At 44.7% G+C, this 22,033-nt stretch carries 18 protein-coding genes; 9 read left to right on the top strand and 9 right to left on the bottom strand.

All coding sequences use genetic code 11. The features are described 5' to 3' along the window. Nucleotides 1-94 precede the first annotated feature (94 nt). Nucleotides 95-613 (top strand): GNAT family N-acetyltransferase, encoded by a 519-nt coding sequence (locus tag ACQEXP_RS17285; RefSeq protein WP_426971069.1) that lies wholly within the window; start codon nt 95-97, stop codon nt 611-613. A gap of 2 nt (nt 614-615) precedes the next feature. Continuing rightward, a complete protein-coding gene (locus ACQEXP_RS17280) occupies nt 616-996 on the top strand; it encodes a nitrous oxide-stimulated promoter family protein (protein ID WP_269375513.1) in 381 nt (126 codons plus the stop codon). 36 nt (nt 997-1,032) lie between these two features. Here ACQEXP_RS17280 and ACQEXP_RS17275 read toward each other — a convergent pair whose 3' ends face one another. Continuing rightward, nucleotides 1,033-2,193, bottom strand: coding sequence for an MFS transporter (locus ACQEXP_RS17275; protein ID WP_269375512.1), 1,161 nt, complete (start codon nt 2,191-2,193; stop codon nt 1,033-1,035). Here ACQEXP_RS17275 and ACQEXP_RS17270 point away from each other — a divergent pair. Continuing rightward, nucleotides 2,141-2,398, top strand: a complete 258-nt coding sequence (locus ACQEXP_RS17270; RefSeq protein ID WP_426971106.1) for a hypothetical protein — start codon at nt 2,141-2,143, stop codon at nt 2,396-2,398. The two genes, ACQEXP_RS17275 and ACQEXP_RS17270, sit on opposite strands and share 53 nt — an antisense overlap. Here ACQEXP_RS17270 and trxC read toward each other — a convergent pair. Next, nucleotides 2,390-2,824 carry a thioredoxin TrxC gene (gene trxC, locus ACQEXP_RS17265; RefSeq protein WP_426971068.1) on the bottom strand — a complete coding sequence of 145 codons (435 nt, stop codon included), beginning with the start codon at nt 2,822-2,824 and terminating at the stop codon, nt 2,390-2,392. The two genes, ACQEXP_RS17270 and trxC, sit on opposite strands and share 9 nt — an antisense overlap. A 103-nt stretch (nt 2,825-2,927) precedes the next feature. Between trxC and ACQEXP_RS17260 the strand changes: the two genes are divergently transcribed. The 4 genes from ACQEXP_RS17260 (at nt 2,928) to ACQEXP_RS17245 (ending at nt 10,466) form a co-directional block, all read left to right on the top strand. Further along, nucleotides 2,928-4,010 carry a ketoacyl-ACP synthase III gene (locus tag ACQEXP_RS17260; protein ID WP_426971067.1) on the top strand — a complete coding sequence of 361 codons (1,083 nt, stop codon included), beginning with the start codon at nt 2,928-2,930 and terminating at the stop codon, nt 4,008-4,010. Nucleotides 4,011-4,108: 98 nt separating this feature from the next. Continuing rightward, nucleotides 4,109-5,239 carry an exonuclease SbcCD subunit D gene (locus ACQEXP_RS17255; protein WP_426971066.1) on the top strand — a complete coding sequence of 377 codons (1,131 nt, stop codon included), beginning with the start codon at nt 4,109-4,111 and terminating at the stop codon, nt 5,237-5,239. Nucleotides 5,240-5,248: 9 nt separating this feature from the next. Beyond that, nucleotides 5,249-8,290, top strand: coding sequence for an SbcC/MukB-like Walker B domain-containing protein (locus tag ACQEXP_RS17250; protein ID WP_426971065.1), 3,042 nt, complete (start codon nt 5,249-5,251; stop codon nt 8,288-8,290). Between the two features lie 118 nt (nt 8,291-8,408). Beyond that, nucleotides 8,409-10,466 (top strand): hybrid sensor histidine kinase/response regulator, encoded by a 2,058-nt coding sequence (locus ACQEXP_RS17245; protein WP_426971104.1) that lies wholly within the window; start codon nt 8,409-8,411, stop codon nt 10,464-10,466. A 26-nt stretch (nt 10,467-10,492) separates the two neighbouring features. Here ACQEXP_RS17245 and cqsA read toward each other — a convergent pair whose 3' ends face one another. The 6 genes from cqsA to ACQEXP_RS17215 form a co-directional block, all read right to left on the bottom strand. Continuing rightward, nucleotides 10,493-11,674 (bottom strand): alpha-hydroxyketone-type quorum-sensing autoinducer synthase, encoded by a 1,182-nt coding sequence (gene cqsA, locus ACQEXP_RS17240; protein ID WP_426971064.1) that lies wholly within the window; start codon nt 11,672-11,674, stop codon nt 10,493-10,495. A 210-nt stretch (nt 11,675-11,884) separates the two neighbouring features. Beyond that, a complete protein-coding gene (locus ACQEXP_RS17235) occupies nt 11,885-12,841 on the bottom strand; it encodes a TDT family transporter (protein WP_426971063.1) in 957 nt (318 codons plus the stop codon). Between the two features lie 124 nt (nt 12,842-12,965). Further along, nucleotides 12,966-14,366 (bottom strand): H(+)/Cl(-) exchange transporter ClcA, encoded by a 1,401-nt coding sequence (clcA, locus tag ACQEXP_RS17230; protein ID WP_269375475.1) that lies wholly within the window; start codon nt 14,364-14,366, stop codon nt 12,966-12,968. 418 nt (nt 14,367-14,784) lie between these two features. After that, on the bottom strand, nt 14,785-15,765 hold the full coding sequence (locus ACQEXP_RS17225) for a CobW family GTP-binding protein (RefSeq protein WP_269375474.1): 981 nt from the start codon (nt 15,763-15,765) through the stop codon (nt 14,785-14,787). 97 nt (nt 15,766-15,862) lie between these two features. Then, the gene (gene ylqF / locus ACQEXP_RS17220; RefSeq protein ID WP_426971062.1) at nt 15,863-16,798 is read right to left on the bottom strand and encodes a ribosome biogenesis GTPase YlqF; all 936 of its coding nucleotides are present in this window, start codon (nt 16,796-16,798) and stop codon (nt 15,863-15,865) included. Between the two features lie 62 nt (nt 16,799-16,860). Next, entirely contained in the window at nt 16,861-18,249 is a 1,389-nt protein-coding gene (locus ACQEXP_RS17215) for a diguanylate cyclase domain-containing protein (protein ID WP_426971061.1), read from the bottom strand. A 466-nt stretch (nt 18,250-18,715) separates the two neighbouring features. Between ACQEXP_RS17215 and ACQEXP_RS17210 the strand changes: the two genes are divergently transcribed. Beyond that, nucleotides 18,716-20,275 carry a methyl-accepting chemotaxis protein gene (locus ACQEXP_RS17210; protein ID WP_426971060.1) on the top strand — a complete coding sequence of 520 codons (1,560 nt, stop codon included), beginning with the start codon at nt 18,716-18,718 and terminating at the stop codon, nt 20,273-20,275. Between the two features lie 30 nt (nt 20,276-20,305). Here ACQEXP_RS17210 and ACQEXP_RS17205 read toward each other — a convergent pair whose 3' ends face one another. Further along, nucleotides 20,306-21,268: a hypothetical protein gene (locus ACQEXP_RS17205; RefSeq protein ID WP_426971059.1), complete on the bottom strand. Its 963-nt coding sequence runs from the start codon at nt 21,266-21,268 to the stop codon at nt 20,306-20,308. A 152-nt stretch (nt 21,269-21,420) separates the two neighbouring features. Here ACQEXP_RS17205 and ACQEXP_RS17200 point away from each other — a divergent pair, with 152 nt between their 5' ends. Further along, nucleotides 21,421-21,894 carry an Lrp/AsnC family transcriptional regulator gene (locus tag ACQEXP_RS17200; RefSeq protein WP_426971058.1) on the top strand — a complete coding sequence of 158 codons (474 nt, stop codon included), beginning with the start codon at nt 21,421-21,423 and terminating at the stop codon, nt 21,892-21,894. Nucleotides 21,895-22,033: the final 139 nt, after the last annotated feature.

The raw sequence follows: 22,033 nt of genomic DNA, 5'->3' as shown, positions 1-22,033 counted from the left end.
GGTAATACCTAACAACAATCGACATTGATAGATGTTTTACGTAACTTGGCGATGTTAAGCTCACACCTAAGTAAAATTATAGGAAACAAAATTTATGCATTCACTGATCACTGAGCGACTAAGGTTGAGAATGGTTGAACAAAGCGATGCTCATTTTATTGAGCAGTTGTACAACACACCTGATTTCCTTCAATTTATTGGTGATAAGCAGATACGCTCACAAGCAGATGCAGTGAAGTATATCGAAGAGAAGATTCTAGCCATGCATCACCAGCATGGTGTTTGTCTTTTGCTAGTAGAGCGACTCGATAGCAAAGAGAAGCTTGGCGTATGCGGCTTAATCAAAAGGCCTGAATTGAGTGCATATGACATTGGCTATGGTTTCTTGCCTTCAACGTATGGGCAAGGATTTGGCTATGAAGCAGGTCAGGCAGTGATTAATTACGCCAAACAGATTTCAAACATAGATGAGCTGGTGGCGATCACAACGAGCGACAACGTTGGAAGCCGAGCTTTGTTATCTAAACTAGGCTTTACCTATGTCAAAGTTCAAGAGCCAATAAGTGATACAGTAGATTTACTTTTGTATCAAATGAACCTGACCAGAGCATAAACATGGCCATATCGAGCATTTTACAGGGCGAGTTACTTACCGAGTTCAAAACAGTTTGTGCCATGATCGCCATTTACTGTCGCGATCATCACAAGACAAACGGGGTACTCTGTGTGGAGTGTCAGGCACTGCGTGATTACGCCGAAACTAAGTTAGATCGTTGCCCGTATGGTGAGATGAAACCTACTTGTAATCGATGTCCGATTCATTGCTACAAACCAGAACCGAAGCAACAGATGAAACTTGTGATGCGATACGCTGGGCCAAGAATGTTGTTGCCTCATCCATTGTTATCAATTCGTCACCTACTTCACGAACGAAAAGCGGTACCTGACAAGCCTGAGCCTAATGCTTCCAATCGATTTCAGAGACTCAATAGATAAAGAAAAGGACACAAATCGTGTCCTTTTTTGTGGTGGTTATTCGCCAGCGACTGCTTGACGTTTCGTACGGATACTAGCAATCAACATATACAAACACGTTGCCAATAGAGTCGCGAATAAGTAGCCCATTAAGCCTTGTGTACCCGCCATAAACCAGTCAGCGGCAACAGGACCTGCAACAGAGCCGATGCTATAGCTAAAGAGCATAACTTGAGTGGCAGACACTATGTAGTTAGCGTCTAACTTGTCGCATCCTAAGTTGATTGCAACAGGGTAGAGTGCGAATGTCGCCATACCTAATAAAAACAAGCCAGCGCCTAAAGCTTGCAGGCCATCAACCATGGTTGTGAATGTAATTGCTGCTACACCTAACATGCAAAACAGCGCCATCAACAATGTGCGGCCTAAGAATTTAGATAACCATGGCACGATAGGTTGAACCGCCATTCCGCCAAGGATAATAATCGCCATCAGACCACCAATATCACTATTTTGAATACCGCGAGTCTGCAACTCGATAGGCATAAGACCATAGATGGCACCAAGGGTCAGTCCGGATACCGCACAACCAATGATCGCGGCGTGATTCAGTTTTCCAATCTGTTTTAGGGATAACGGAGTACTGTGCGCGCTTTCTGGCTGGTCACTTTCACCGAATAGCAATACCACTACGGCGACAATGAGCAATGTCACTATGGTGATAAAAGGGACACCGCCGGAAATGCCGATGACGCCAATGCCAAGTTGTCCTAACGCACTACCGCCATACAATGATGCCATGTACAACCCAAGACGTTTAGCTCGGGCTTTCTCATCACCATGTAGCAGCCATGACTCGACGATGACAAATACGCCCGCAACGGCCATACCAGCGACAAAACGAGCGATGATCCACGCGGTGGCGTTGGGTAATAAAGGCAGCATCATGATGGTGATGATAAATGCCACTAAGCACCAAACGAACGCTGAGCGATGACCGACTTTCTTGACTAAAGGCTCAACACCAATAGCGCCGATCAGTAGGCCAGCGTAGAACACGCTTGCTAGCCAACTTGCTAGAGAACCTTCGAGTCCATATTCAGGCAACATTAAAGGAATTAGGCTCATTAAATAGCCTGAAGCGACTGCATATAGAGCAAGCGCAATGACAGGTACTGAAATGCGAGCTTTAGGAGCAGGGGCTAGGGTGTTTTCCAATGTCGTGGCCTCAAAGTATGGATTAAATATGAACAGGATTTGGCGCGACTATCGGACTAAAGCTGGTGAAGGTAAAGCGAAAGGTTTTAATCTTGACGATAAAAAACCATTATCAATAATGAGGCTGAATAATTGCAAAGAAAAGCGGCCAAAATATGCATTTTTGACCGCTGTAATAGAGGGTTTTGACAGTTGGTTATTTTAAAATTGCTTGGCTAAGCCATTGATTAAACTGACCCTTAGGTAGGGCGCCATTAATCATGTCGACTCTTTTGCCGTTTTTAAACACCATTACGGTTGGAATGCTTCTAATTTGATACATTGCTGCGAGGTTTTGCTGGCTTTCAGTATCGACTTTTACAAATCGAACGTTTTTTGCTCGCTCACTGGCTTCGTCCGCAAAGACGGGAGCAAATCCAACACATGGGTTACACCATGGTGCCCAAAAATCGACCACCACGGGTACGTCACTGTTTAAAAGTGCAGTGAAGTTTAAATCGGTTCCTTCAATAGGTGCCCCATCAAGTAGGGGTGTTTGGCATTTCCCACATACTGGAGATTCTGCAATACGTTCGGTCGGCACCCGATTGATACCTGAGCAAGATGGGCATCGTGTATTAAAGGTAGACATAGTTTTTCTCTCGTTATTTTTTCTATAAGATGACAGTCAATGTCATCGATAGTTATACTCTGAAACAATCGAGTGATACAAATAACAAATTCAAAGGCTCTAAATGAAAAATTTCTATGCAGAAATTACTGGTTGGGGGAAATGCCTACCGCCAGCTACGCTCTCTAATGCAGATTTAAGCACTTTTCTTGATACATCAGATGAATGGATTAGAACGAGAACTGGTATTGAAAACCGCCGTATCAGTCACGTAAACACCTCTGACATGGCCACAGTTGCCGCAAAGCATGCGTTGGCTTGTGCGGGTAAAAGTGCTGATGAGATTGACCTCATTATTATTGCAACCTGTTCACCCGACTCACTCATTCCGAATATTGCTTCTAAAGTCGCTCAGAATCTTGGCATCAAAGCTGCGACTGCGTTTGATCTTAATGCTGCGTGTACGGGATTCGTTTACGGCTTAGAAACAGCAACACGCCTGATGCAGGCGGGTAATTATCAAAATGCGATAGTGGTTGGTGCTGAGCGTTTGTCATTCTTCATTGACTGGACAATGCGTGATACTGCCGTGTTGTTTGGCGATGGCGCGGGCGCAGTTGTGTTAACGCGTACAGAAGAGCAAGTGGGCTTACAGCAGGCACAACTAGGCTGTGACTCTGCTGGACGTGATATTCTTTCTGTTCCTAAATTTGGCACATCAATGGATCGTTTTGCTGCTGACAATGGCTATTGGGATTTCAACTTTGTAGGTAAAGAGATCTTTAAACGAGCTGTAAAAGGTATGGGCGCCGCGGCGCAAAACGTATTGGCACGTAGTGGTTTATCCACTGACGACATTGATGTGGTCATTCCGCACCAGGCAAACATTCGCATTATCCAAACCTTATGCGATCTTTCTGGAATCAACCAAGATAAAGCGTTCGTTAATATTCACAACTATGGCAATACATCAGCGGCGACGGTACCAATCGCGTTATGTGAATCCCTAGAGCAAGGCTTCGTTAAACCAGGGGATAACCTACTATTGGCTGCATTTGGTGCGGGTCTCACTTGGGGCGCTTGTCATATTCGATGGGGTGAACGAGTAACCCCTGTAGGTGAAAGTGACGCGGCCCTACCTGAATGTGATCAAAGCGCACTTGAGCTACTGAGCAACGCTATCGAGCATTGTAAAAAGCGCGCTTAACTCCCTTATATATCAGTAAAAGTCGCACTTAAGGTGCGACTTTCACTAGCATTAATATTATTATATTGGCCTAACGATAAGAACAACGCTGGGCTTGTATGAAATTCCTCCACACCTCTGATTGGCATCTTGGCCGCCAGTTTCACAACGTCTCACTTTTAGACGATCAAAAAGTCGTACTTCAGCAAATTATTGAGTATATCGAGACACATCCTGTAGATGCCTTGGTCATTGCGGGAGATATCTACGATCGTTCCGTACCACCGACGGCTGCCATCGAAGTACTCAATCAATTTGTGACAAAAGTGTGTGGAGAATTGCAGCTTCCAATCATCATGATCTCGGGAAACCATGATGGCGCAGAGCGACTAGGTTTTGGTGCTGAACAGATGAAAAGCTCTGGTCTACACATTCTGTCGAGCTTTCAGGATATGTTGCAACCTGTTGAATTAGAGACTGACATTGGTCGAGTGTCATTTTATGGCATGCCTTACAGTGATCCTGAACAGGTTCGTCACCATTTCGGCCAAGCGGTATCGACTTACGATCAGGCACACGCATTACTGTGTGAGCAGATTAAGCAGTGCGTTCAGCCAAGTTCTAAGAACATTCTAATCAGTCACTGTTTTGTTGATGGTGCCATCGAGTCTGAGTCAGAACGCCCACTGTCTATCGGTGGCTCTGATCGAGTCAGCCATCAGCATTTTGTCGATTTTGACTATGTGGCACTAGGCCATCTCCATCAGCCTCAGTACAAGGGTGAAGAGTTTATCCGTTATTCTGGCTCTTTAATGAAGTACAGCTTCTCTGAGCAACATCAGAAAAAAGGCATGACATTGGTGGAGTTCGATCTCAATGGTTTCAAGTCAGCAACCCATATTGATCTTGTTGCGCCTCATCAAATGAGAATCATCGAAGGCGAACTTGATGCCATCATCTCTGGCGCGAAAACCGATCCACAGTTTAACGACTATCTGCTGGTTCGTTTAATGGACAAGCATGCCATCCTCAATCCAATGGAAAAATTAAGAGCCGTGTATCCCAACGTGCTGCATTTAGAGAAACCGGGGATGTTGATCGGTGTTGAGCAGCAAATGGCCGCAGCCAAACTGGCTCGAAGTGAGGTGGATATGTTCCGAGATTTCTTTATTGAAGCTCAGGATAGCGTACTGACACCAGAGCAAGATCAAGCGATCACAGATATCGTCAAACAGCTAAACCAGCACTAAGGGTACACGATGAAACCGACTCAACTGACCATGCAAGCATTCGGGCCTTTTGCTGAGCGCGAAATTGTCGATTTTACTAAGTTAGGAAGTAACCCTCTGTTTCTTATCAACGGTCCTACGGGATCGGGTAAGACTTCGATTCTCGACGCTATCTGTTTCGCTCTGTATGGAGAAACAACGGGTAACGAGCGTCAGGGTATCCAGATGCGTTGTGACCAAGCCAAAGAGGAATTGCCAACGGAAATTACGTTGGAATTTACACTAAATGATCGCCATTACCGTGTTACTCGCTCGCCAGAGCAAGAAGCACCGAAAGCGCGCGGAGAAGGAACGACAACCCGAAAACATACTGCGTCGCTTTATGAAATAACCCATGGTGAGCAACTCATTACCAGTAAGACGGTACAAGTAAAAGCAGAAGTAACAAGCTTACTCGGGCTAAATGAAACTCAGTTTCGCCAAGTGATGGTGTTGCCTCAGGGTAAGTTTCGTGAATTGCTGCTCGCCAGTTCGAAAGATCGTGAGGCGATCTTTGGGCAACTGTTTCAAACAGATGTCTATAAGAAGATTGAATTTGCCCTCAAAGACAAGGCGAGTGCTATTAGCAAAGCGAAAGATGAATTTGATAACCAAATTCGCGGCGCTTTACAGGTAGCCGAAGTCCCTACCGAGCAAGAGCTGGCAGCACGTGAGCAAGCCTTGGGGGCTGAGCTAGAATCGGCGAAAGCGCTAGAACATAGCGAGCATGAAAAGCTAAACCACGTCAAAAGTGAACTCCTTCAGGCTCAGGCGATTCATGATCAATTCATCAAGCTGGAAGTTAGTCGTAACGCGCTGGCGAATCACCGTGCCAATAGCAATCAGATAGAAGAGATTAACTCTAAGCTTCACGCAGCGCATATTGCCACTAAGCTTGAGGTGCCATATTCAAATCTTGCGTCCATTAAGAAACAAATCGACAACTTCGCGAACAGTATTGCCAAGTTAAATGGACAGATAGAGGAGGCTCGATTGGCTCATAGCAAAAGCCAAATGGAGCTAGAGAAAGCACAAACAAACGCCGATCAGATTGCCAAACTGAATGAGTCCCAATTTCAGCTTGAACAAGCAAAGATAAAACTTGCAGAAAAGCAACTGCTAGAGCAGCAAGTGAGTTCACTCGTCGCAACGCGTGACGAATTAGCAAGAAAGCAGATTCAGTACCTCGGACTGAAAGATAAGTTGGTTAAAGAGTCCGATATCGCCGCTAACTCTTTGCAACAGGCTCGTCAGGACATGAGTGAGAAAGCAGCGCTAGAAAACAAGATGTTGAGCCACCAGCATCTGTTAACAGATTTGAAGAAATACCACGCGATCAAGATTGAACTTGATCGTCTAATCGGTTTGTCAGGTGAGCACGAACAATCACTTGCGGCAGCAAAAACTTCCTTTGAGGAAAAGCGGAACTATGCCGATCAATTGGAGTTAGGGTGGCACAATGCACAGGCATCGATTCTTGCGCAGAAACTGGAACAGGATCAGCCTTGCCCAGTCTGTGGTAGTTGCCAGCATCCTGATCCCGCCAAATTAAGCAGCGAAAGTGTCACCAAGGAACAAGTTCAGAGTGCGCGACAGCAAGAGCGCCATGCGTTAGAGCAGTTCAATCTTGTCAATAATGCGTACAGCCAGCATAACAATACGCTAGAACTGCAAAAACGGCAGCTAAATGAAGCGGCGAGTCAGCTACAAGACAATGTAACAGTTGATGTTGTTCAGTTAGAGGAGCAATTGCTTCAGATCAGGCAGAGGGTCGAGGCGTTATCGACCATTGATTTAGCGAAGATGGAACAGGATGTGGTTGAACTCAATCAGCGTTGTGCCAACGGTGATGAGAAAATCAACCAACTCAAAGCGGAAATCGCGGCAAATGAATCAGCCCTCAAGGTACAACAACAGCAGCTTGAGAAAGTTGCATCAGCGATTGATGCCAATTACCCCTCTGTTGCAGCAGTGGAACAGCAGTATGCAAGCAATCAAGCGGCTATTGAACAGCTTAAGCAGGCGTTAGAAAAAGCCAAGCAGACCAATGAACAGCTCACTTTACAAGTGACAAACCTACAAAGCCAACTGGAAACCAATAACCAGCTATGTAATGAAGCGCAGCAAAAACGCGATCAGTTTGAACAGATATGGAATACGGAGCTAGAGCGATCAGGCTTCGAGTCCGAGCAAATCTTTTTGCAAAGTCGAGCAGAAGAATCTCAAATCGTATTGTGGCAAAAGACGGCGAATGAGTATCAAGAAACAACGGTTAAGTTGCAACAAACCGTGGCTGACTTAGAACAACATCTGACCAATTATGAGAAGCCTGATTTAGATAGCAAAAAGTCTCAATTATCGCAGGTTGAGCAAGAGTATCAGCAGGTGAGAGCAGCGTTAGACGCCGTCCGTTCTTTGTTTCAAAGGGTCGAAAAAGTACAGCAAGACATTGCGATTCTGCATGAAAAAAATAGACAACTGGAAGCCGAATACCGAGTCTACGGAACACTTTACGATGTCGCCAGCGGTAAAACAGGAAGCCGAGTAAGCTTACATCGCTTTGTGCTAGGTGTATTGCTTGATGATGTGTTGATTCAAGCATCACAACGATTAAGCATCATGAGTAAAGGTCGTTACCACCTAGTGCGAAAGATGGATGGCTTTAAAGGTTCGGCAGGGCGAGGACTCGATTTGAGTGTAGAGGATGGCTATACCGGAAAAAGCCGTGATGTGGCGACTTTATCTGGTGGTGAATCTTTTATGGCGGCGTTGGCTTTGGCTCTTGGGCTATCAGACGTCGTCCAGTCATACAGTGGCGGTATTCGTCTTGACACGTTGTTTATCGATGAAGGTTTTGGCAGCCTAGATCCAGAGTCATTGGATCTGGCTATTCAGACCCTAGTTGATTTGCAGCAAGCAGGGCGAATGATAGGTCTAATCTCTCACGTCAGTGAGTTAAAAGAGCAGATAGCGCAAAGAATTGATGTGCACGCAAGTCGTGTCGGCAGCACAATCAAACTCGTGGTCACATAACGCCAGATCTCTTGCGGCGCTAATTGGTTAGCTGTCGTTATGTGTGCTAAGAATTAGTTAGGCAGAACAATAATAAACCTTTGTCTTATTGTGTGGTTAGGTGACGTTAGGGTTAACAATGGTCTCGATATCGGAATCAGTTCGTAAAGTTTACCAATATGCAGAACCCAATCTAACGTTAGTTGGTTGGATGGGCTTGCTTGGGTTTCCGACATACTACTATGTGTGGAGCTATCTGTTCCCACAGCCGTACGAATCATTGTCAATGCGATTGGCGTGTTCCGCATTGTTTGCCGTTTTAGCGCTACGCAACTATGTACCTAAGCACCTTGAACGCTACCTACCGTATTACTATTTTTTTGCGATAGGTATCTGTTTACCCTACTTTTTTAGCTACATGATGTTCATGAATCATTGGTCGACAATTTGGGCAATGTCATTCATGGCATCTATATTCCTTCACGTGCTACTTGTTCACCAGACGAGCTTGATGCTGATACAGGCGACAGTTGCTATCGTATTTGCCTATCTCACCGCCTACGGCTTAGATACCGAATATGTACAGCAAGAAGTCGTATGGGCATATATGCCGATATTCCTTTTTACCTATGTGTTCGGAAACCTGTTTTATTTCAGGAATCAGGTGGAACATGAAAGTAAAGTGTCACTTGCGAAGTCCTTCGGTGCAGGAATGGCTCATGAGATGCGTAATCCGCTTAGTGCACTGAAAGCGTCTCTCGATGTACTCAATTCTCTGCTGCCTGATGAGAGCACAAGCCGCCAATCAGGCTACAAGTTGTCTTCACAGGAGTTGTCGCTAGCACGCGATGTGATTAGCGACGCCGATGAAGTGATTAGAACCGGGAATGAGACCATCGACTTATTGCTTACCTCGATTGATGAGAATCGCGTTTCACGCACGACATTTAAAAAGCACTCGATAAGATCAATCACTGAAAATGCCTTAGACAGCTTTGCCTACAAGAGCCTGAAAGATAAGAAAGCGGTAGTGTTAGCTGAAGGCATCGATTTTGAATTTTTTGGTAGTGATGCATTAATAAAATACGCATTGTACAACTTGTTGAAAAACGCGTTCTATTACCAAAACAACAACCAGTTTGAAATCGTTATCGAACTTAGAAGTTATGAATGGCACAACGAGCTGACCTTTACCGATAACGGAGTGGGCATCGCCCCCCAAGTTATTGACCATATTTTCAACGACTTCTATACCTTTGGGAAAACAGGCAGCTATGGATTAGGCCTACCATTTTGCCGAAAAGTGATGAAAGCGCTTGGTGGCAATGTGTCATGCCGTTCTAAACTCGGAGAGTGGACTGAATTCACCTTGATGTTCCCTAAGTATGATTCCTCTGAAGTTAAGCAAATCAAACAAGATCTGATGAAGTCAAAATCGGTGTTATATATTGGTCAGCAAAATGCCTTGATGCGACAAATAAACGAAGTGGCGTTCTACAAAGATTTCCGGCTTAAAATACTAGATTTAGATGCAGCGAGTAAAAAAGAAGAGTACGAGTTCGAATTCGATTTGATCCTAGTCGACTTAGACAGTGCCGTTGATAAGCCACTCTCTTTGGCAGAGTTGGAGAGTAAGCTGCATTTTACAGAAGGCAGGATAGTCTTCTTATATGATCAAAATAGTCAGTATCACAATGATATAGAGCGTCACTTAGTCGTTTATCCAGTTGAAAAACATAGCATGATGCTTAGTGCCAGTAACATTATTGATGAGCTATTTTTCGAGGACATAGAGCCGAACAGAAACGTTTTGCCACGCAAATCGTTTGATTCTGGCAAAACCATTGTTGTCGCCGATGACAACCAATCGCTACGATTTTATACATCGGTATTACTTGAGCAGCAGGGCTTCACTGTTCTCCAAGCGAGTAATGGTCAGCAGGTACTTGATGAACTCCAGCAAAAAGATGTCGATTTAATCATCATGGATCTCGAAATGCCGCAATTGAATGGATTGGAAACGACCAGTGCTATTCGCGCTTCGCAGCAGCGCTATGCTTCCATTCCGATATTGGCCCATACCGGTAATTCGAGTGAAAGCGTCATTGCTCAAATTCACGAGGCAGGTATGAATGACTACATTATTAAACCTGCGGCAACAGATAAACTGCTCGATAAGATTGCTAATTGGATTTAATTCAGGCCCTATAAAGGGCCTGAAGATTAAAGAATATACATGTCTGATTGCTCGGCTGCTTTGGAGCATACGTAGATAATTTTATCGAGTTGCTTTTCGCTAAGAGAACTGTTCAGAGAGAATCTAATCAAGTTTTTATTTCTTGCGGTTGCCGGCCGACAAAATACGGCACCAAATAGACCATGATGTTCTAAAAAACTGCGCACTTTTTCTGTATTTCGTTCGTCACCAGTTTCCAGTGAAATAATTTGAGAATGGCTACGAATGGTAATGTTCTTTTTAACCAGTTCATGTTTTAAATAATGACTGATCTCCTCTAATCGATGACGTCGTTGATCACTCGCTTTTATAACTTGTAAGGTCATATCAAGCCGTTCAACTTCGTAGGGTAAAAGTGCAGAGCTAAAAATAGCAGGGTAAGCAACGAATGGGATACACTGATTGGCTTGGTTATTACACCATATAGCACCAGCACGATAAGCGAATGTTTTGGCGAGACTTGCGGTCATAAAATCAACCAAATGAGTCAGGCCAAGTTGGTGAAGTAGACCTGCTCCTTGCGCGCCAAAAAGACCAAGCGAGTGAGACTCATCGACAACAATCGCACAGCCATATTCTTTAGCGATGGATATCATATCGCTGATCGGGGCAATGGTACCGATAGTGCTGTATATCGAATCAATTACAACAACACCTGCACCATGTCGTTTGATGAGTTTTTCAAGATGACGGACATTGTTGTGCATAAATGGGTGGACATCGCACCCAGCGATTCTTGCGCCCTCCCATAATGACATATGCGCAAAAAAGTCGATGTAAACCTTCGTGTGTTGGTGACAAATTGTTTGCAGTAGAGCGATGTTCGCTTCCCAACCAGATTGAGAAAGTAAACACGATTGAAACCCAGTGAAGTTCGCTAACTGATGCTCAAGACTCGGTTTACGCTCTTCACTCTGTAGGAATATCCCAGACATTAAAGGGCTGGTTTGGCAACTCGCTATCGCATTAATATGCTGCTTAACAATCTGATCATGATTAGCAAGGTCAAGATAATCATTGCTCTGAAGAACAATATCATCTTGTTTAGGTGTTAAACCGAGAACAAGATGCCGAGAATTTTCATTTTGATTGATAAGATCTTCAATATGGTGATTAAGCTTGTCGTGAATAAATTGTGGCAAGGTCGATTGGTTGTGTAATGTATTCATTTTTGAATATCCTTTTTATTACGAGACAACGCCAGCTGACAAAGGATATATGTATCAAATGATGAAGTTATGCGAGTGCGGTATTTAATATTTGTAGTGTTGGCTACAGAGATAAATATTGCCTATATTTATAGCTGCTCTTCCTATATAGGCTTTAGCCGTCTTAGGACGATAAAATAATACCGTCCATTGTGTGCTATTTTGAAAAATCTATTTATTGTCGGTCAAAATTTCCGGCCAATACATTTTGAAATAACCAACCGTTACCCAGACAACCAAACCAGTAGCGACGGAAAGTTCAAATAGACCAAATCGATGCAACCAGTACCAGTGGGGATAGTTTTCACCAAAGAAAGAGGTGAGACGGTGCATAGCTATCGCACTAATGACGGAAGGGAAGGTGACTGCAGCGATGGAAGGCTGAAACTTGAGACGCATCAAGCGTATGTAACAGAGATAAATCAGTAGCGTCATAGTGATAGCGATTCCCGCCAGTGCGCCTGTCAAAATCGGATCTGGATGAGGAAAGTTAACTAGGTAAGACGCTAACGTGAGGTTGATGGGGGCTGCCATTATGGCGAGTGTTGGCTTGGCACGCTTAGGTAACATTCCTTCAAAAACGAGACGATAGAGAACCAACGGCAGCATAAAGAAGTAAATGCCGATGCAAACCATAACCAGTGATTCAGAAAAAACGTTGTGACCAAATCTAGTGCCTGCTAACGAACTACTGATCAGGCCAACTGGATAGAGAAACCAGCTTGGTACGATGTTAGACATCTTGAAGTTCAACAACTGAAAAGTGAAGAACAAGGTCATCATTGTCAGATGTAATAGAAGGGCTACAAACCAAATTGGGTAAGCGATCACCGGCGAAATTAGAGCGAGATAATCACACAAAATCAACAGTGCCATGCTCATTGGAGCCATCAGACTGCCGCTCAACGGGTGACGAATGTCATTAATAAAAGTGGAGTAACTGGTGAGATATTTAACCAAAACCGGAAAAAGCAATAGTGCCCCAAAACCTGCAAGGTAAGGGCGTATTAGCTCACCAATTTCTGGAATGTAGAGTGCCCAAGCATGACCAAGCCCGATCATGCCTAGAGCCAAAGCGGCTTGAGACGGAGGGACACTCTGGAATTGAGTAAAACGTCGCCAGTTCAAAAAGATTCATCCTATATGCTGCTAAATCGGCGTGATAAGCAAAGCTATCTTTTGACTGAGACACTCCTTTGCCTTGCTTTAATCTGCGGCGATAATAGCAAGCCAAACGGTTGCGAGGCAAATCTCATTGCGCATTTGTCGGTAGATCTTTCTGTCTTAACTTCTCATTTTTAAGAGTTCGATGCAGCAACTGGCTGTAGATCGGTTGTCCACCTAGCATCTGAGCAAAAATTACCGCCCCCAAGCTGGTGATGATTAATGGCAGGATTAGGTAGTAGTTGTTGGTCATCTCTATCACCAACAAAATACCGGTGATAGGAGCCCGAACCGTCGCAGCAAATAGTGCTCCCATCCCCGCGATGGCAAACATACCTGGTGTAATAGGTAGATCTGGAAAGAGTCCTTGTGCGATGAGACCGAAGGCGTATCCAAACAGCGTCCCAAGTGCCAGCATTGGCGCAAAAATACCACCTGGCGCTCCTGAACCAAAACAGATCATGGTTGTGGCGATACGTGCGACGAACATCAGCAATAGTATCGACGCGCTGTACCCGCCATTAGTAATATTGGGAATAAGGCTAATACCGCCACCTGTTACTTCAGGGAAGTAGAGCAGCATAATGCCAAAGCAACCGCCAATAAGTGAGCCTGTGATCAAGTAACGTTTACGGTCGTTTTTATGCAGTTTGACGAACAGATCTTGTGACAAAGTCACCAGTTGGTTAAACACAACCCCAAACATGCCAAACAGGGCACCAAGGAGGAGAAAGAGCCACAACGTCGCGAGATCCGGTGCTTGATATTGGGGCATGGTGATGACAGCATCTTGGCCATTGATATAGCGAAACACAATGTTGGCGGAAATAGCGGAAATAATCACCGCTCGAATAGAGATTAGCGAGTAACGAAACTGCGGACGCATCTCCTCAACAACGAACATAATCCCTGCGAGAGGCGCGTTAAATGCAGCCGCGAGGCCGCCGGCAGCACCTGATGCCAGCAAAGAGTGTTTGGTGTCGTCATTGTCGACTTTAAAAATGTCGGTCACCATGCGACCGATCGCTCCACCCATTTGCACTGTTGGGCCTTCGCGTCCCAGCACCATACCTGAGCCTAATGCTCCCATGCCACCAAAGAACTTTACAGGGATCACTCGCCACCAGCGCACAGGGCGAATTCCGTCCATCGCGCCTTCGATTTCAGGGATACCAGAACCGGCGGCCTCTGGAGCGAATCGATGGACTAGAAAATAGCCGATGAAAGCGAGCGACGCGCTAATGATAAATGCCGCTAACCACAATGGAAGTAGACTGCCAATCTCGCTTTTTAGCCACTCTGTACGGGTTTCTGATACGAAGTGAACTGCGATTTCGAAATAGGTGCCAACCAGCCCAGCTAGCACTCCGACTAGGAGTGAAAGAAACAACACGGAAATCGGAGTCTTGTCCTTGGAGAGAAATTGATTAATTGCATCCTTAGGAACTTTTGCAAGGAAGGAATGCTTCAATTTTTCTCTTTTGGTCATGGACGTGAGGGCTCCGTAAATTGAGGATAGATGGGGTATAGCGCGAATTATACGCCTGTCTTAGACTAACTATAGCGACAAGATTGAAATATTGATTTTCATAATTGATAAAAAGAGAACAAGCGAACGGATGGAAAGTGAATAAATACTGGAGCGAGTTCACAATAGTGACGCATAAATGCCTTGCTGAAGCTTGCAAAACTGGGGATTTGAACCATAGTTTAAGTGTAAGGCAATCTGAACCGACCCGCATGGAGGAAATTGTCGCCTTACCTACAATTTGGATGGATTCAACGAAATATTTGAAAGCCTCGTCATTGATCAGGTCGCAACTTATGACTTCCTGATTCGCAAACTCACGATTGAGTAACGAGGGATAGGGCGCACTTACGGTGCGCCTTTTGTCGTTTAAGGAGTTCTACTGCTCAAGGTTGGCAATTCTTTTTAAGACGGACTCTAGCTGGTCCCAAGGGAGTAGCTGGCTATCGATCACCTCGATACGGCTCTCAAAGCCTTGTAGTGACATTTCATTAACGGATACAACGCCATTACTTACGTTGAATGCGTAGCAACCGTTTGTGGTATTTAATACTCCTTTCACGCGTTCCGCTGTGAGATCAGAAAGCATCGAGAACAGTAAATCAAAATCAAAAATAACTTCCGCGCCAAATAACCAGCCACAGCTGAAATAGCCCTGACCTTTGTTTTCCTTACGTACGTAGAGCTGATCGGGAGCCAACGCAAATTGAGGTTCTTGCTCTGCGTGTTCATGATGATGCTGCGCTAGCTCAGAAGATGGAGCATTGTTACGGCGTTGACTATCAAGTAGTTCAATAGGAAAGTGTCCTTGTTTGACTAGCTGACTGTAGATTTTAGGTGGGTTTTGATCGGTGACCCAGTCATTAAAGGTATCAATATCGCTCACATGGCACTGGTCAACTTTGTTACCAATGATAATGTCCGAAATGGCCAGTTGATCGGTAAAGTTGCTATTCTCGGTATATTTGGGGTTCGATAAGTTGCGCGGGTCTACTAAGCCTATTGTTGCACGCAGATCGATATAATCAGCGAATTGAGCAGATGTTAACGTTGCCAGCACCTTGTGAGCATGGCCTAAACCCGTAGGCTCGACAATCAAACGATCGGGTTTGGTGCGCAGTAGGGCGGTTATCGCGACAGACATTGGTACCCCAGCAGCACAGCACATACATCCACCAGGAACTTCTTTTATTAACGCACCTTGGTCTGTCATCATGGCGCCATCAATACCTATTTCACCAAACTCGTTGACCAAAACGGCCCACTGCTCGTTTTGTGGCTTTTCTTTAAGAAGGGAAAGAATCGCCGTTGTTTTACCAGTGCCTAGAAAGCCTGTAATGATGTTGGTAGGAATTTTCATCAATCATGTTCCTGTGTGGTTTTTGTTATAATATAACAGAAATCTCGTGTAGTGGAGTACAAAAAGGGCAGCGGAGAAGCTGCCCTATAACAATCGCTTAGCGCTTGTTTTTCAGATATCGTTTGCGACGTTCTTCTTTCTTCTTCGCTTTCATTTCTGCTTTTTGTGCCGCTTCGATTTCAACCTCGATAAGCTCTTGCGTAATCATCTCAGGCAATTCTAGGGTGATTTGCCCTAGCGTGCCGTTACGCAGTTCGTGAAGCAAGATTTCGGAACATTTATGTAGGTCAACTCGCCCGCCAGCGCGTAATGCACCTCGGCGGCGACCGATCTCTTCCATCAGTTCAATGTCACTGTCAGGAAGTTCTTCGATTTGGTAGCGTTCTTTAAGACGTTCAGGGTAGGCCTTAGCTAAGTATTCCACCGTGTAGAAGGCAACTTCATCATATTCCATCGCCGTATCCTTAACTGCGCCGGTGGCGGCAAGGCGGAAACCGCTATGTGGATTCTCAACTTTTGGCCATAGAATTCCCGGAGTATCAGAGAGAACGATGCCGTTTTGCAGATTGATCCTTTGTTGGCGTCGGGTCACTGCAGGTTGGTTGCCTGTAACGGCAACAGCACGCCCCGCAAGCGTGTTAATGATGGTTGACTTACCCACATTCGGAATGCCCATGATCATGGTGCGAATGTTTTTGCCAATCTCTTCTCTATGAGGTGCGAGCTTACGACATAGCTCAAGAATCTTTGTAACTTCTTGAATGTTGCTGGTGGTAATGGCCATCGCCTTAACGTTGTTTTCTTTCTCAAAATGGTCAATCCACAACTGAGTTAACTCAGGATCTGCCAAGTCACGTTTGTTGAGAACCTTAACGACAGGCTTGTCGCCACGGAGCTCGGAAATCATCGGGTTCTCGCTACTAAAAGGGATGCGAGCGTCCAACACTTCGATGATGACGTCAACTTGAGGAATTGCTTCTTCGATCTCTTTACGGGCTTTGTGCATGTGCCCAGGAAACCATTGGATAGACATAGGATTAACCTTGAAATTCAAACTTGCGACAATTGTAAGGAGAAATTGCCCATAGTAAAGCGCTAAACGGGAGATGAGTCATGTTTAGGCTCGATTCTATAATGGTTTCGTCCCGTTTCCTTGACCCGGTACAAGGCGCGATCTGCGGCTTGTATCATCGCTGATAGTTCATCGTAATGATCAACATGGGCGGTTGTCGCACCAGCACTGATGGTGATGAACTCTGCCGTTGCCGAGGTATGGTGCGGTATGTTTAGTGCGTTAACCGAAGTAATTAACTGACTTACATAGGGCTCAAGATCGATGGGCATGTCATTTGCCATGATGATGCAAAACTCTTCGCCACCGTAGCGGGCAACAAGATGTTGATAGGGTGTTTCGACCGCGCTCAGACACTGAGCCACTTCGACTAGGGCGCGATCGCCTTCGATATGACCATAGGTGTCATTGTAAAGCTTAAAGTGGTCGATATCGACAATAACAACAGCAATGTAATGATACTGTTCCAGCTCGATGTAGGTATTTGCGGTATCGTAAAGGTGCCTGCGATTGGCTATGCCGGTTAAGGAATCGATGGTCGATTGCATTTTAAGTAGAGCTCTACTCTCTTCTAGCTCCGAAATGACACTGTTCAGTTGGCGCGCAAAATCGCGAGCTTCTTTAGAAATAAAGGTGTCTTCATTTGGCAGACTGCCGTCTGAATGTTGGAACTGCTTTAAATAACGTTGGGCTTTGGTAAAAGGCCTGATAAAAAAATTCATAACTTGCAGATTGACCACAAACATAATCAAGCTAAATAAAGACAAAGCGATCGCCCCTTGCCAAGAGAAAAAGGGTGGAAGCTTCTCGTTATGCTCCACTTCTATACGGATAGCGCCATTGGACAATATATCGTTTCGAATGACGATGTGTGTATTTTCCCTCACTACAGGGGGATGTTCTCCTTTGAGTATATGAATGCCAACTCCCGTTGCGAGTTCAAGTTGCGCGACGAATTCATCTCGAATCTTGCGAATAAAAACCAAGTAACCATGTTTGCATTGAGTGGCATCACTCAAGCAAATTCGTGATGAGGCGATCATCGTTGCAGATTGACCAATTCGAGCGTACTCGACAAACGATTCTATCTCTTGCTCAGATGCCTGATGGGCAACTGACAAAATATTATTCACTATCGTAGGGTCTGTGAGGTCTACTAGCGCACGATCGGTGACATGTTCACCATCAAAGGTACCATTCCAAACAACTCCACCTTCAGGAGAAAAAATAATCGCGCTATCGATTAGAGCAGAGACAAAAGCATGGGGACCAATGCTGTCATTAATAAACTCTTGTGACGGCGTTTGCACAAACTCCGCCATCGTCGTCCAAGCCGCATAATCTTCGAGTGACGCTCTGAGCTCTAACTCTTCCATTTGCAGTACTGTCTCGACACGTTCCACTTCAAACATTTGTCTGTTTAACGAGTGCTGGATATCTAGCTCATGTTTCCAAAAAATCTTGAATGAGAAATACAAGATCAGAAAAACAACGACAGTTATCGTGGAGCCTAGAATCGTTAGGTACCGTAAGCTGAGATGCTTTAAAGACTGAGTGAATTGTTGGATCAATATGATCACACCTTTTAGTGACTGAATGAACATTTAATCATACTTTTGTATTAATTGTAGAACGATACGGAACGCTCACCAGCAAATTGTTTTTGTTTATCGATTGCACTCACCTGACTCAATACATGGGGTGCTTAACTGCACCGGGCTTATAGCGTGAATCCTCAGAATTGTCTGTAGGGGGGTTCGTATGGATATGGGAAGTGAATTAGGTCAAAAAATCCCAAAACATTTCCATTAATATTTTGTCATAAAATAAATAGTTGTTTATATTCGGCAGCAAATTATTAATTCGAAAGTAGTATAAATGTCAGGTCAGTCTTCTTTAGAACGTGAAACTGTATTGGAAAAAGATCAACAATTGGTGTCCACAACCGATTTAAAAGGAGTCATTACCTATAGTAATGAAGCTTTTGCGCAGGTTGCTGAGTTCACGGTTGATGAGTTGTTAGGCCAGAACCACAATATCGTTCGCCACAGTGATATGCCAAAGGCCGCCTTTGCGGACATGTGGAGCAACCTTAAACAAGGCAAGGCTTGGCGTGGGATTGTAAAGAATCGAACTAAGTCTAATGGCTACTATTGGGTAGACGCCTATGTGACACCTATCTACGAAGAGAATCAGATTGTTGGCTATCAGTCCGTTCGAGTTAGACCAAAAGCCGAATGGGTAAAGATTGCCGACAAAGCCTATCGCGCACTACTCAAAGCAGAAAAGTCAGGTCGACGTTGGTCTCTACAATTGGGTGATACGTTACGTTATGCAGTATTGCTTGGCGCGGTGTCCGCTCCACTTGTTACTCATTTAACTGAGTTGGGCAGTCACGCCGGTTTAATCGCGAGTCTGCTTCCTATCTCAGTGCTTGGTTTACTGTTCCGCCAAGAGCTGATTGATACACCAGCAAAGCTTAAAAAGCTCCAGAGTGAATATGACAGTATCAGCCGACTGGTATTCTCTGGCGGCGATAAGTTTTCTGTCGCTGATTTCCATTTAAAACTGATGTCGGCGCGAATCCGCACTGTGTTAGGCCGAATGAAGGATTCAGCGAAACCATTGCAAGAGCTGTCAGATAATCTTAGTGCGACCTCTTACCAACTGACTGATGCGCTGGAGCAGCAAACGAAAGATATCCTCCAAGTACGTCAAGCTACTGAAGAGGTCGAGGGCTCGGCCAATGATGTCTCTTCGAAGGCTCAGGAAGCACACCAGATAGTTGATGTCACCTTAAATACCTGTGCTGACGCACAGCAGAGCATTCGACAAACGCACAGTAATCTTGAGAGCCTTAATATTCAGGCAGAAAAGGCGACAAGTACCACTTACCAATTGAGTGAACAAGCACAAAAAGTAAGCCAGATGATGGAAGAAATTGGTGGTATTGCGGAGCAAACAAACTTACTAGCACTCAACGCCGCTATCGAAGCCGCTAGGGCAGGAGAGCAAGGTCGTGGCTTTGCTGTGGTGGCTGATGAGGTTCGTGCTTTATCGGGTAGAACATCAAAAGCAACGGTACAAATCAAAGATAGCATTGAAACGATGCTCAATACGATCGAAGAGTGGCAGAAAGATATCATTGCTAACCAAGAACAAACCAATGCTTGTAGCGAAGTAGCTAAGGAGAGTTCTCTGCGTTTGTCCGAAGTTGAGTCGCTAATGAAAGCGATGAATGAACTGATGCAGGCTGTAGAAGATTCAGCAGGCCAGCAGCGCCAGCTATCCACGGATGTTAATATGCACATTCAGTCGATTGCTTCTACCGCAGAGCAGAACCTAGCAGCAACGCATTCCGTCAAGGAAAACGCAATTCAGCTAAAAGGACAGGTCAGTGAGTTCTATCAACTAGCCAAACGATTTGAAGAGAAATAACAGTAGCCCCGTATAACGGGGCTTTTTTGTTTAGGGTTTGACACTTCGAAACAGCAGGTGTTGATACTTGGTGTTACTTATCCTACCGACGAGTAAAGATAGAATCGCGACGATGGTTAGGCCGAATATCAATCGCCCCCAAAATATAGACATGAAGTCGGCACCAATCAGCAGTATGAGTAATGTATCTTCGATCATGCTGTGAACCAGATTAAGTAACATGATGGCAGTGAAGACATCTTTTGCTGGGATGTGACCCTGTTTAGCCTCATTGATGAGCAGTCCACCGCCAAATGAAAGACCCAAAGTTACGCCAACAATGGTCATATTGGTTGCTGCTTGGCTAATTCCAAGGACTTTGAGCACAGGTCGGAGAATAACCGCCATCAACCGTTCTATCCCAAGCAATTTCAGGATTTTAAGAGTTAATAATAAGGCTGAAATGATAATGAATATGACCACCAGATTCTCGGCTTGTGACCACGCCCATTCAAGATAACTTTGCTTTGCTGTCGGTTCAGGTGACCAAACCAGTTGTGCTGTGTCAGTGAACAGACCGCCAACTTGATAAATCTGGTGAAGTATTATTGCGAATAGCAATCCGCCTCCTAAGCGCACGGCGAGTGTCATCAATATGCTGACACCGGCTTTCTTGGCAATAGCCGCCTCGATAGGTAGGGAGTGGGCAATAAGCATAAGTGAACCAAGGACAGAAACTTGAGCGACACTGAGTTCGGCATTGGTATTCATAAACACCAATAGCCCGGCGTAAATATTGGTCAGAATTGTCGTTGCCCAAACTAATCCCATTTCATCAGGCAGACCAACAACACTCATGAGTGGACTTAACCACTGACTCAGAAGTGTAACGCCACCGAACTCTTCGATGATTTTGATGATGATAATGATCGGCACCATTACTTTATAGAGTGTCCATGTTACGTCGAATACTTCCTTGGCGAGCTCTGAGAAGAACTGCTGTAGCTTGCGCATACTGTAAATCCTTGAAATCGGTCGATATGGTCAAAATATTATGTGAATGTTAAGAAATATGAGTAAACTAAATGCGAAATAATCGAGGCATAATTTCTTAATTATGCCCATTTGATAACTATATTTCGTAGAGTGTGGAATTTAAGAAATATATGGAAATTGATCGTCTTGACCGAAAGATTCTAGCGGTATTGCAAACGAATAATCGCATCGCTAATGTTGACCTAGCGGAAGAAGTGGGTCTCTCTCCACCAGCGTGCTTAAAACGAGTAAAACGCTTAAGAGAGGGCAAGGTTATTGTTCGCGATGTTTCGATTGTGAATCCCAGCCTAGCAGGAAATAAATTGACCTTGATTGTCTCGATAGAGATGGAACGAGATAGGGGGGATATCTACAGTCAGTTCAGGCAGTCAATAGAAAGGGCTCCGGAAGTGACTCAGTGTTATCAAATCACGGGTGGATACGATTTTATGTTAATTGTCTCGGTGCGCGATATTCAGGCTTACGAGCAATTTATCGAGCGTGTTCTCCACCAAGACAGGAATATTCGCAAATTTCATACTTCAGTGTCGACCAAAACGGTCAAATATACGACCGAAGTAAATCTCGATTCCTCACCAGAATAAAAAAGCCCTGCTCAAATGAGCAGGGCTTCCACTTCGAAGAGTGCGTTGATTACGCTAGCAACTCTTTTGCTGTGTTTACTACGTTTTCAGTAGTGAAACCAAACATCTTGAACAGTTGGTCAGCTGGCGCTGATTCACC

The organism is Vibrio sp. TRT 1302 (assembly GCF_050113875.1).
Taxonomy (GTDB): domain Bacteria; phylum Pseudomonadota; class Gammaproteobacteria; order Enterobacterales; family Vibrionaceae; genus Vibrio.
The sequence above is the reverse complement of the archived record's forward strand: the minus strand, read 5'-3'. Positions and strand labels throughout refer to the sequence as shown.

Bases quoted from the DNA above. Each gene is read 5' to 3' on its own strand.
- cqsA (WP_426971064.1), bottom strand. From the start codon at position 11,674: ATGAATACATTACACAACCAATCGACCTTGCCACAATTTATTCACGAC.
- ACQEXP_RS17205 (WP_426971059.1), bottom strand. From the start codon at position 21,268: ATGCGCAAGCTACAGCAGTTCTTCTCAGAGCTCGCCAAGGAAGTATTC.
- ACQEXP_RS17255 (WP_426971066.1), top strand. From the start codon at position 4,109: ATGAAATTCCTCCACACCTCTGATTGGCATCTTGGCCGCCAGTTTCAC.
- ACQEXP_RS17215 (WP_426971061.1), bottom strand. From the start codon at position 18,249: ATGTTTGAAGTGGAACGTGTCGAGACAGTACTGCAAATGGAAGAGTTA.
- ACQEXP_RS17280 (WP_269375513.1), top strand. From the start codon at position 616: ATGGCCATATCGAGCATTTTACAGGGCGAGTTACTTACCGAGTTCAAA.
- ylqF (WP_426971062.1), bottom strand. From the start codon at position 16,798: ATGTCTATCCAATGGTTTCCTGGGCACATGCACAAAGCCCGTAAAGAG.
- ACQEXP_RS17270 (WP_426971106.1), top strand. From the start codon at position 2,141: ATGACAGGTACTGAAATGCGAGCTTTAGGAGCAGGGGCTAGGGTGTTT.
- ACQEXP_RS17260 (WP_426971067.1), top strand. From the start codon at position 2,928: ATGAAAAATTTCTATGCAGAAATTACTGGTTGGGGGAAATGCCTACCG.
- ACQEXP_RS17210 (WP_426971060.1), top strand. From the start codon at position 18,716: ATGTCAGGTCAGTCTTCTTTAGAACGTGAAACTGTATTGGAAAAAGAT.
- ACQEXP_RS17200 (WP_426971058.1), top strand. From the start codon at position 21,421: ATGGAAATTGATCGTCTTGACCGAAAGATTCTAGCGGTATTGCAAACG.
- ACQEXP_RS17285 (WP_426971069.1), top strand. From the start codon at position 95: ATGCATTCACTGATCACTGAGCGACTAAGGTTGAGAATGGTTGAACAA.
- ACQEXP_RS17250 (WP_426971065.1), top strand. From the start codon at position 5,249: ATGAAACCGACTCAACTGACCATGCAAGCATTCGGGCCTTTTGCTGAG.
- clcA (WP_269375475.1), bottom strand. From the start codon at position 14,366: ATGACCAAAAGAGAAAAATTGAAGCATTCCTTCCTTGCAAAAGTTCCT.
- ACQEXP_RS17225 (WP_269375474.1), bottom strand. From the start codon at position 15,765: ATGAAAATTCCTACCAACATCATTACAGGCTTTCTAGGCACTGGTAAA.
- ACQEXP_RS17245 (WP_426971104.1), top strand. From the start codon at position 8,409: ATGGTCTCGATATCGGAATCAGTTCGTAAAGTTTACCAATATGCAGAA.
- trxC (WP_426971068.1), bottom strand. From the start codon at position 2,824: ATGTCTACCTTTAATACACGATGCCCATCTTGCTCAGGTATCAATCGG.